The 8,025-nt window shown below is 55.7% G+C and carries 7 protein-coding genes and 1 pseudogene; 2 read left to right on the top strand and 6 right to left on the bottom strand.

What is annotated here, in order from left to right; all coding sequences use genetic code 11:
• The 5 genes from PGB28_RS17595 to PGB28_RS17615 all read right to left on the bottom strand — a co-directional run bounded on the left by PGB28_RS17595 (position 1) and on the right by PGB28_RS17615 (position 5,613).
• Positions 1-1,143 carry an FAD-dependent oxidoreductase gene (locus PGB28_RS17595; RefSeq protein ID WP_271422841.1) on the bottom strand — a complete coding sequence of 381 codons (1,143 nt, stop codon included), beginning with the start codon at positions 1,141-1,143 and terminating at the stop codon, positions 1-3.
• A complete protein-coding gene (locus tag PGB28_RS17600) occupies positions 1,143-2,147 on the bottom strand; it encodes a hypothetical protein (protein WP_271422842.1) in 1,005 nt (334 codons plus the stop codon). Before PGB28_RS17600 ends, PGB28_RS17595 begins: the two co-directional genes overlap by 1 nt.
• Positions 2,144-2,983, bottom strand: coding sequence for a sugar phosphate isomerase/epimerase family protein (locus PGB28_RS17605; protein ID WP_271422843.1), 840 nt, complete (start codon positions 2,981-2,983; stop codon positions 2,144-2,146). Before PGB28_RS17605 ends, PGB28_RS17600 begins: the two co-directional genes overlap by 4 nt.
• Positions 2,983-3,933, bottom strand: a complete 951-nt coding sequence (locus PGB28_RS17610) for an NAD-dependent epimerase/dehydratase family protein (RefSeq protein WP_271422844.1) — start codon at positions 3,931-3,933, stop codon at positions 2,983-2,985. The genes PGB28_RS17605 and PGB28_RS17610 overlap by 1 nt, the downstream gene beginning before the upstream one ends.
• A gap of 108 nt (positions 3,934-4,041) precedes the next feature.
• The gene (locus PGB28_RS17615; RefSeq protein ID WP_271422845.1) at positions 4,042-5,613 is read right to left on the bottom strand and encodes a hypothetical protein; all 1,572 of its coding nucleotides are present in this window, start codon (positions 5,611-5,613) and stop codon (positions 4,042-4,044) included.
• A 392-nt stretch (positions 5,614-6,005) separates the two neighbouring features.
• Between PGB28_RS17615 and PGB28_RS17620 the strand changes: the two are divergent.
• Positions 6,006-6,523: pseudogene (locus PGB28_RS17620) on the top strand (IS5 family transposase); the annotation flags it as partial.
• Positions 6,524-6,678: 155 nt separating this feature from the next.
• Positions 6,679-6,876: a helix-turn-helix transcriptional regulator gene (locus PGB28_RS17625; protein ID WP_271422846.1), complete on the top strand. Its 198-nt coding sequence runs from the start codon at positions 6,679-6,681 to the stop codon at positions 6,874-6,876.
• An 85-nt stretch (positions 6,877-6,961) separates the two neighbouring features.
• Here the strand turns inward: PGB28_RS17625 and PGB28_RS17630 are convergent, their stop codons facing one another.
• A complete protein-coding gene (locus PGB28_RS17630; protein WP_271422847.1) occupies positions 6,962-7,858 on the bottom strand; it encodes a replication-relaxation family protein in 897 nt (298 codons plus the stop codon).
• Between the last annotated feature and the right edge of the window lie 167 nt (positions 7,859-8,025).

Raw genomic sequence — 8,025 nt, forward strand, 5'->3', positions numbered from 1 at the left:
TCACGCCCGACCCAAAAGAAATCTGGTATCCGCTTCCGAAAATGCTGGTGAAGATCTACGTAGAAGATCGAAGAGGTCATAGATATTGTCAATCTTGCTTCCCAATACGCTAATAACGCGACTGTCCACCGGATTGCGCTGAAACAGGATAGGACGGCCGTCATCATCTTCATTTTTCATTAGCACCGTCTTCACCTCGCGCAGAGACGTTTTATAGTGCAATTGCGACAGGCTCGGAACATAGCGCTGGCTGTCCATGATCATGTGACGCACCCGACTTTGAAACGGGGTCCGGTCGAGTTGGTCGTACGGATCGCCGGGGCGGTATTCGTCGGTCCAGCTTTCGTGCGGAGTGTATCGCACATGGGTTAGGGAGTGGAGATGATCTGCGGGATAGGGCATGCAAGAGAAGAAGGGGCCGTCCATGACTGTAATACCAACATGGCGCAGTTGTGCAGGTGGTTCGACGAGCGCGATTTCCGCGACTTCGAACTTCAACGGAGCACGCGGCAGTCCGGCGGCGTCTAGAACCGTATTGAGCCGGGCGTAGGTTACGTTGAAAGCGTGGCGGGCTACAACCTCACCGCCAGAAGACAGCCCGACAACTACGTGCTCTGGACCGTTCACCATGTCGGCCACCGCGGTCTCGAGCCGAACATCGATGCCGGCGCTGGCGAGACGATGGGTAATCAATTCGCGCAGGACGCAATGATCGAAGGCGACCTCCCGGCAGGCAAACACATCCTCGATCATGCCGCCGTCGAACAGGGCAGATTGCTGTGGCGATGCTCTTTCGATTGGGGCGCCCATGTCTCGGAACATTCGGAAGAACCGTTTTGCAGAGATCATGGATCGCCGCCGCGCTACGGCGTAGAGCATTTGAAAATCATCGAAGATCGCTTCTGGGAAATCTCTTGCAAATCGCTTGTGAAGGATCATAGATCGGACCGCGGTCAACGCGGAGCGTGGATAATGGAAGCCGGTGTGGACTCGGGCCTGGTTGCCGCGTGAAGAGCGGTCGAGCAGTCGCTCGCCGGCTTCGACGATCATCACGCGCCTTGAGATCGAGCGCAGAAACAGCGCAAGACAGCACCCGTAGAAACCGCCGCCCAATATAACGTAATCGACCGTTTCACGGCTCATTATTCGACGGCCTGTCGCTGGGGTTTGTCGATGACTTCGACATTTAGGTCCCGCGCAACTCGGCCAAACAGGTCGACGCTGTTCAATTCAGACGTGACATCGTCGAATTCCGTGCGTTCAATCCTCGCCAAAAGATGTTGCACGCCGAGGCTCAACCCAAAGATTGCAAACCCCAACGATGTCGTGGTGAGGCTCAGGGCAAGCGAGATAGTCAGCCATCCTGGCTCGAGCACAGGCAGTACCAACCACGCCCCGATCGCGTAGGCAGTGTAGAATAGCCCGAGAACCACCGACATTGCTGCGGCAAGAGAGACGTACGTTAACAGCCGCGGTGCCAGATTGACGAGCAATTTGTGCAAGAGCGAAGCGCGTAGTCCAAAACTCGCCCGGTCTCGCGCGCCCGGTGTTCCGCGGGCGACCTTGTAGTCTAGTGGCACACGCCCGTCGAGAGGCGGAAAGCGAAGCGCGAGTTCTTGGTCGGGATATGCGAGTATATGGCTCAGCAACGTACGCGGAATCGCGATAGTCTGCATGTCGCGAAGGCTCACCTTAAAGCCCGCCCCTCGCCCCAAGGCAATAAGCGGTAGGGACAGCGCTCGCTCGATCCTGCCTTCGGAGGCGCGCAAACCGATGATAGCCGTCGACCCGTCGCTCGCCTTTTCGAGCATTTCGACTGGATCAAGCTCGTTGATTTCTCTGGCCCCGACGATCAGAACGACATCGCCGATCGCTTCCGAAGCGGCTATGACTCGCTGGCGATACAACCCGACATTCGGACGAACAGTGAACAAACGCAGGTACGGAATGTCGTGCAAAAAATGAAGGTAGGACTTGCTCACCTGATCCTCGACGATGAGCACGATTTCCCAAAACTGGAAACGTTCGCCGACCCTGGCGGCCAGTTTCTTCATCCCCTTAAAAGTCTCGTCGGTCGGCGCTAGGCCCGCACAACACACCGACACAAGAATATCCTGTCTCTTTGCTGCATTGCCGAGTTCGTTCATGACCGGTTCACACTCATTGCGGCATCTGCCAGGCGCGATACAGCCGCCTCCACAGTGACCAGTCCACCATCGTCGCGCCGCATCTCAATCGATGTAAAGCCTTCATAGCCCACGATGGCAAGCGCACCAAGAACTCTTTCGGCCTGCGCGGTATCTGCCGGCGCCGGATCAAGGTTCGGTTCGCTCACGTGGACATGATGCAGTACAGAGGAGACATCCGCAATCAGCGCTTCGATACGATCGAAATCGTCATTCATGTGCACCGCACCCAGATCGAGCACGAGCCGTATCGACGGGTGGTCGACGCGCCTGACAAAATCAGCCGCCTGTTGCGTGGTGTTCAAAAAATTGGTCCCGTAAATTGCGGGATTTGCCTCGACAGTGATAATTGTTGCAGCTGCAGCGGCCAATTCGCCAAGCTCGAGAAACAGGTCCAGAGCTTGGTTTTCGGCTTCTTTTGCAGACATCCTGGGCGGAAAACGCCGCTGCTTCGGAGATCCGAACACTAGGTTGGGCACACCTAGACGACCAGCAAGCGTAATCGCTCTGGACAGCCCGTGCGAGAGCGTCCGACGCGCCTCGGCCGTCGTGAACATGGCAGCCCCGTCGACGCCGTAGAGAAGAGACTGCATTGAAACGAGCTCTAGACCCGCGTCTGTAATAGCGGCGACTGCCTCCCTAACCTCGGACTCGCTCGGGTCGAAAGGATCGTCTGTCTCAGGAAACAGCAGGCCCGGAGCCACCTCGAGACCGGTGATACCCTTGCTCCTTAGAAGGCCATACGCTGCGCGAGACTCTACAGGATTCCAAGCGATGTTGGACACGGCCAGTTTCACTACGCCGCCTTTTGGGCCGCAAAGAACGCCGCAAGCTTTTGCATGACTTCGCTGGCCTCTTCGAGGTAGGGGCCCTGTCTTCCCCATACCGAGGCGTGCCGCGTGCGCATGTCTTCCCGGTGGATATGCGCGTTGCTGTGAGGCATCCGTCTTCCGATCAGGTGCTTGTGGATATCCCCGGCGCCCAAAGGAGCGGTAGCTAAATGCATTACTGACAGGCCAGAATTCCTGCCGAGGCAGATGTCACGCCAGAGACGCGAAACGTCGAAATACTGGAATTTGGATTCTGGATGATGAAACTGTATAGCCGAATAGCCCGCCTCGCTGAGGTGCCGCTCGAATTCTGTACGCTCCGGATGGGTGTTCAACGTACTCCGGTCCAGAACAAGCATCGCTGTATTTTCATTAAGCGAGTACAACTGGTCGAGCATAACCCGGAGCTTTGGACCAAGCGCGGCACGCACATCGTCGAACCGATTCCGCGTCAGCATCGTGGGCGCCGGATTCAACAGATCGAAAACAAAGTTTTTCTTCAGTCCGGGCCCGAACAGTGCGGGCAATCGCACAATGGTGCAACGCGCGAAATGCGTCGCGCAGAATTCCTCGAGTTGCCTTCTGTGTTTTCCATACGCCAGATGTGTTTGAAATGCGCAAGACCCCTCGTCATCCTGACCCGCAAAGTCAGCAAATACCGCGATAGACGAGATCAGGACAAAATGGGTCGTAGTGACACCGCGGAGTTGCCGTATGAGGCTTTGGACCTTTTCCCAATCTTCGTCGGGAACTCGGTTCGCCTCAAACATGGAGCCGGGTGCGGCGGCGCAGACGACTGTATCGAATTTGCTATCGCCGAGGCCGCCGACGTTTTTACTATTAAATATCGCGGGAAACTCATGCTGCCGAGCGAGTTGCTGACCCACAAATCCCGAATACCCGATCAATGCATCCATTCGCAAACTCAGTCAGTCACACCGCGAGATTTGAAACAGTGTGGCCGATTGCCGAGGAAGTCAAGTTGATCGGAGCATACGGTTACCGTTCGACGGATCACAGGTTGCTCACTCGGTAGCCGCAAAATCTTGCCGACACAGGTAAAGGCTCGTGCGGCGCAGCACCGGGACACTGGGCCCGGTCGGGGGCGCACACTGCCAGCCCTTGCGCGCAGCGGCGTCGAGGAACGGCGCATCCTTCATCTTGAAGTGCTCCACAAAGACCAACCAGACCACGTCATGACCTGCGATATCGGAAATCATCCGCTCCGCGTATCGAGTGGAAATTGCGGGCTTGCCGTGATTCAGGGACCGGCCGCCGCCGCGCACGGTCCAACTCGTGCTCCCGCTACTTGGTTCGAACATACCGAGCAGGCGCTCTTCCGGAAAATCGGCGTAGCGGAAGGCTGGCTGCGCGGGAAAAGCGACCCATATTGGGGCGTCGGGCTCGGGATTGTACTCGGAACGCAGGTAGGACTGAGCGCGACCGGCACTATCAATTGGGCGCACTCCCAGAATCAGGCTATTTGCCGCCACTAAAATCATTGCTACAGAAATGGCTGTCGAAAGTCGCGCTCTCTCCAATATATCCGACAGAAATATTGCCAGAAGCGAAAGCGACATGGGTTGAAAAAACGCAAAGTGCCGCGAATAGGGAACCGGAAGCTCTCCCATTGCGTTCAAAAAAAGAACCGCCGAAAAGATCAGCGCGGCAGAGAGCGCGACAAATTTTGCTTCTCCGCCTTTGCGAAACGCGTACGTAAACAATGCGACAGGGATCAAAGAAATTACCGACCGCACCAACCAGGAATTCCCGAGCACCGCAATATAATCGAGAACCAAGAACGAAAACGTGTAGTGCAGCAAGTTCAACAGGACAAGGATACTGCTTTCGATCCCATCGACACCGCCGATGTGTTCGCCATAAGCACCGGGATGCGCCGAAAATTGCAATTCAGCGACCGGATCAATGAAATAGATTTTGATTACTAGAAACCCTGTGGCCGGTAGGAGAACTGCTCCGAGATGCGCGACCAGGAATGGCCGATCAGGCCAGCCAGACCGTGCCAATTTTTCAATCAACAGCGCAGTCCCGATGCCAACTGCCGTGAGAATTCCCACGAAGGACAGTACGGAACAAACCAATGCAATAGACGAGAACTTCCAGATCTCCTTGAGAGTTTTCAGGCGATAGGCTCGCATCCCGGAATAGAGCATCAGGCTCGTAAAGAATGTATCCCATATATATTGTTTTATTGTCAGCGCCTGCGTGACTAAGACCAGCGAGGAGAGCATGAGGCAGGTGAATACGAATGAAAAATAGGGTCGCTCCTTCGATTGGAAAGTAAGGCAAGTGATCAAAGCGGCGAATAAGAAAGCGAGAAAGGAAAAAAATTTCAAAACTTCGTAAAGCGCGTCACTTGAAAAAATATTCTTTACCACGACAGATACCAGTAAGAGCCACAATGTCGCGGCCTGCTCATAAAGCGGCAATGGTTTCGCGACAGCGTTCAATTCCAAGTCACGCAAATTGACAAGCAACATTGCTTCATCCATCCATGGATGCCGTGGCAGAAGCAGCATGTTTGCACAGGCGAAAGCGACTAGCGAAAGCCATGCAATAAAAACATACTTATTCATTTTCTAATGATCATCTGCCGCATCTTGTCGGATTAAAAACCTTATTGGCTACTGCCGCTGAATAAAGGAGCGCCGTCGCGAGGATTATTCCATGGGCTACATGAAAATTTCCAAAGCGCGGGCGCATGACTCTCACTCCGCGGTAGGGTCTAAAATTTTCCCTCGAAGTACAAGCCCGAAAAATCGCCGTGGCCTCTACCAAGCTCAAACGAAGCAGCGATAAGTTACAAACTTATTACGTCGCGCTTGCCGATGATCGCCGTGGGTTTTGCACAATCCGCTGATTCGTCGGTATGAGAGGGCTTCAGCTTTTCAGTGTGCTGAAATAGGGTCTAGACCCATTGATTTCCGGCAAGCAGCGTGATTCACGGCTCGAAAAACAAGCGGTGAAAATGTCCGATCTATTCCGATTGACGAATGCGCAGTTGGCGCGTCTGGAGCTCTTCTTCCCCACGCCTCATGGCAAGCTACGCGTTGATGATAGGCGTGTGTTGATTGGCATTATCTTCATCAATCGCCCACTGAACAGCGACCAGTATGGGCGTCAAAAAGGGGGGCGTGGACGCCTGATTGGTCGGACGAAGGGGACATGAACACCAAGCTGCACGCCATCTGCGACAGCCAGGGCCGTCCGCTCAACTTGGTGGTGACCGCCGGACAGGTCAGCGACTACATCGGAGCGCGGGCATTGCTGAGCAACCTGCCGGATGTCGACTGGCTGCTCGGGGATTGCGGCTACGACGTCGACTGGTTCAGTAAAGCGTTGAAAGACAAGAGGATACGCGTCTGCATCCCGGGGCGGAGAAAACGCAAAAAGCTCATCTAGTACGACAAGCGGCGCTACAAACGCCGCAAGTGTATCGAGATCATGTTCGGCAGGCTCAAGGACTGGCGGCGTGTGGCGACCCAAGCTCTCCGTCCAATTTTTTGGAACCACGTCAATGCTCGCAATCAGCCAACAACACCCACCTTGATCCGCCGCCCTGTGATGCTAGGCTGGCCTCCTCTCGGGAGACTTGTCGAAACCCGAGCATCGCGATGCTCTTCAATCATGGAGACATCGTGATGAGGATACTTTCAAAACGCCAGGTCAAGGAGCTGGTCCTGTACTCGCCGCAACACATCGCCCGCCTGGAGAAAGCAGGCCAATTCCCGAAACGGGTCCAGCTGGGCTCGAACCGGGTGGGTTGGGTCGAGGATGAGGTGCTGGAATGGCTCGAAATCCGGCTTGCGCGCCGCGAAATTCCCGACCGACACTCCTGATAACAGGAGCCGGGTGGCCGGGCGTGCACGGCCCGGTCACCCAATTGATTTTGGCGGGAATTTACATATTGCTCACCGCACTAAGTCACGCTCCGCAAATTCGAACCGACTCGATTTGCGCACGATGCCATGGCGACTCCAACAATTCCGGGGCAACGCCGAGCCTCCGGCCGCCATTGTCCCGAATGCACAGCGATTTGGTCAGAACCGATGCGGCATATTTACCGTACAACGACGGGAGCAGCTCCAGAAACCGCTCCTCGCTGCTCCGCGTCGCAAAGACCCAAAGCACAAGCATATTGGCCTTCAATCCGTAGTGCGATTTGTGCAGGTCGCGATTGATGATATCCTTATACTGTGCAATCGAGCGGCTAAGAGACTTGCGGGCAAATTTGGACATCTTGGGTTCTGTGCCTCGGTCCACCTCCAGCGCAAAGGCACGGAAGCCGTTCTTGTACTGGAGGGCAAACAGCTGATCCGGGATCACTGTGCCATTCTGCGTCGGGATGCCGAGTGCCGCGTCCTTAATTGCGAGAATTTTGTGGGCGGGGATGTATCGGACGCCGTGGCGGGCAGCGGCGATGTCGATGGAGCTGGTGACGCAGGAAATGGTGTAGCCGTGCCACCAGTGCCCAGTGGGGCGGACGGTGGGTTCAGCCATGCCACGATCTTCCAGGAAGGCTTTCGCTTGGGCGGTCATATCGTAGATGTAAGGGGCGAAGTCAGCCTTGGCGGTCTGCCGTTGCTGCGGCGGTAGGCGGAGGAAGCCACCAGCCCGCAGCTTTTGCATGGCGCGCAGCGCCGTGTCCTTGCAGCGATGGGTATTGCTCGTCAATTCGTGGAGATACTGCGACGATTGCGGGCCGTGGCGTTCGATGTGCTTGAGCCAGCGGATTTCGCGGTCGGTGGGAACCACGCCGGATTGCGGCGCGATGTGGTGGAAGGTGGCCCGGCCCAGGCTGTCGGATTGTTTCTGTTGCATGGGACAAGGATACGCCCGATCACAGCTCTGGCGAAGGTTTCAGCGGATCTGAGCTACTCCCCAGTGTTTGGACAGTGTTCAGCGTAAATTAAGCTACTCTTTGCTCCTGCTGACCTGATTGGGTTTCGTCTTTTCTTAGCCAGTAGACCACGGCTGGGGGTTTGCCG

Origin of the sequence: Primorskyibacter aestuariivivens (genome assembly GCF_028023675.1) — a bacterium.
Classification (GTDB): Bacteria; Pseudomonadota; Alphaproteobacteria; order Rhodobacterales; family Rhodobacteraceae; genus Marinovum; species Marinovum aestuariivivens.

Coding starts and splice junctions, on each gene's coding strand:
- PGB28_RS17595 (WP_271422841.1), bottom strand. CDS start 1,143: ATGAGCCGTGAAACGGTCGATTACGTTATATTGGGCGGCGGTTTCTAC.
- PGB28_RS17600 (WP_271422842.1), bottom strand. CDS start 2,147: ATGAACGAACTCGGCAATGCAGCAAAGAGACAGGATATTCTTGTGTCG.
- PGB28_RS17610 (WP_271422844.1), bottom strand. CDS start 3,933: ATGGATGCATTGATCGGGTATTCGGGATTTGTGGGTCAGCAACTCGCT.
- PGB28_RS17615 (WP_271422845.1), bottom strand. CDS start 5,613: ATGAATAAGTATGTTTTTATTGCATGGCTTTCGCTAGTCGCTTTCGCC.
- PGB28_RS17625 (WP_271422846.1), top strand. CDS start 6,679: ATGAGGATACTTTCAAAACGCCAGGTCAAGGAGCTGGTCCTGTACTCG.
- PGB28_RS17630 (WP_271422847.1), bottom strand. CDS start 7,858: ATGCAACAGAAACAATCCGACAGCCTGGGCCGGGCCACCTTCCACCAC.